The following is a 1583-nucleotide window of genomic DNA, read 5'->3' on the forward strand; positions in this document are numbered from 1 at the left end:
GTTTCCATGGCCATGGCACTACCCACCACCCCCACGATGGGCCCGAGCACCCCGGACAAAAACGACGACAACCAGCGGCGCGAACGCAACCACGACCTCCTGCGCCTCATCGTCGCCGGACTCGGCATGATGCAAGTGATGATGTTCGCCACCGGCCTCTACACCGGCGCCTGGCACGGCATCGACCGCGAATACGAACAACTGCTGCGCTGGATAAGCCTGCTCTGCTCCGCCCCGGTCATGCTCTACTCCGGCTATCCCTACCTCAAAAACGCCTGGCTCGGTCTGCGCCACCGCCAGCCAAACATGGACTTGCCCATCGCCCTCGCCTGCGCCGGGGCATGGCTCGCCAGCCTCTACCACACCCTCATCGGCCACGGCGAAATCTACTACGACGGCGTCACCATGTTCATCTTCTTCATCAGCATCAGCCGCTACCTGGAGGCGCACACCCGCCGCCGCGCCCGCCACAACCAGCAGCACTTCGCCCGCCTCCTCCCCGACGCCGTGTACAAATACAATGACAGCGGCGAAACACAACTCGTACCCTTGCCAACCATCCAGCCGGGCGACCACATCCGCGTCCTGCCGACCCACACCATCCCGGTGGACGGCGAAATCACCCACGGCGCAAGCCGCATCGACGAACAAATGCTCACCGGCGAAAGCACACCGCAATACAAAACCATCGGCGACCGCGTCCACGCGGGCAGTACCAACCTGCAAAGCCCGCTCAACATCCGCGTCAGCCAGACCGGCCAACAAACCACCCTCGCCGCCATCCGCCGCATCAGCGCCCGCGCCGAACAACACCGCTCGCCACAAATCGACCGCAACGAAGCCCTCGCCCGGCAGACCGTCCTCGCCGTCCTCATCCTCGCCGCCGCCGGCTACCTGCTCTGGCAGTTCATAGACCCCGCGCGCGCCTTCGACATCGCCCTTGCCATCCTCGTCGCCACCTGCCCCTGCGCGCTGTCGCTCGCCACCCCGACCGTACTCACCGCCGCGCTCAACCACGCACACAAACGCCACATCCTCATCAAAAACAGCAACACCCTCGACCGTCTCAACCACATCCGCCGCATCCTCTTCGACAAAACCGGCACCCTCACCCAAGGCAAATACCAACTCCAACAAAGCGACTACCACGGCGACCCGCAGCGCCTGCTCGCCATCGCCAAAACCCTCGAAACCCACAGCACCCACCCCATCGCCTGGTACTACAGCCAACAACCCGTCGCGACCGTGACGATGGACAACATCGAACAACACAGCGGCAAAGGCATCAGCGGCGACTGCGACGGCAGCCGCTGGCACATCGGCAGCGCCGCCTATATGCAAGAACACGGGGTCGCAATATCACCCGCCGAACAGCCCCCTTTCGCAACACAACTCCCTCCCCCTGTGGGGGAGGGCTGGGGTGGGGGTTGCCCGCATACCGCCGACGCCGAATCGGCCACCCATAAAAATGATGCGGCTGACGTAGGTCGGCCATTCATGGCCGACACAAAGAACGTCGGGCATAAATGCCCGACCTGCGAAGAGCATAACCCCCTCCCCTGCGAAGCGGGGGAGGGTCGGGG

The 1583-nt window shown here is 64.1% G+C and carries 1 protein-coding gene; it reads left to right on the forward strand.

The window, feature by feature from the left end:
- Positions 1-36: 36 nt before the first annotated feature.
- On the forward strand, positions 37-1583 hold a 1547-nt coding region (locus Q0349_RS06575), incomplete at its 3' end, for an HAD-IC family P-type ATPase (RefSeq protein ID WP_298080080.1).

The sequence above is a fragment of the uncultured Cardiobacterium sp. genome (assembly GCF_938028185.1).
Taxonomy (GTDB): Bacteria; Pseudomonadota; Gammaproteobacteria; order Cardiobacteriales; family Cardiobacteriaceae; genus Cardiobacterium.